This is a genomic window from Prauserella sp. PE36 (assembly GCF_003311655.1).
In the GTDB taxonomy this organism is placed as follows: domain Bacteria; phylum Actinomycetota; class Actinomycetes; order Mycobacteriales; family Pseudonocardiaceae; genus Prauserella_A; species Prauserella_A endophytica.
Map to the genome: position 1 here is coordinate 1 of NZ_QEQT01000026.1, position 229 is coordinate 229.

Sequence of the window (229 nt, forward strand, 5' to 3'; positions counted from 1 at the left end):
TCAAGCAGGTCGCGAGTGGACGGTTCGGGGTGACGAGCGAGTACCTCGTCAACGCCGACGACATCCAGATCAAGATGGCGCAGGGCGCCAAGCCCGGCGAGGGCGGGCAGCTGCCCGGCGGCAAGGTGTACCCGTGGATCGCGAAGACGCGGCACTCGACGCCGGGCGTTGGGCTGATCTCCCCGCCGCCGCACCACGACATCTATTCGATCGAGGACCTTGCGCAGCT

Annotated in this window: 1 protein-coding gene; it reads left to right on the forward strand. The window is 67.7% G+C overall.

Features of this window, described 5'->3' with window-relative positions:
* Positions 1 to 229, forward strand: a 229-nt coding sequence (locus DI005_RS00770) for a glutamate synthase-related protein (protein ID WP_147263814.1), incomplete at both ends; no start/stop codon positions are given.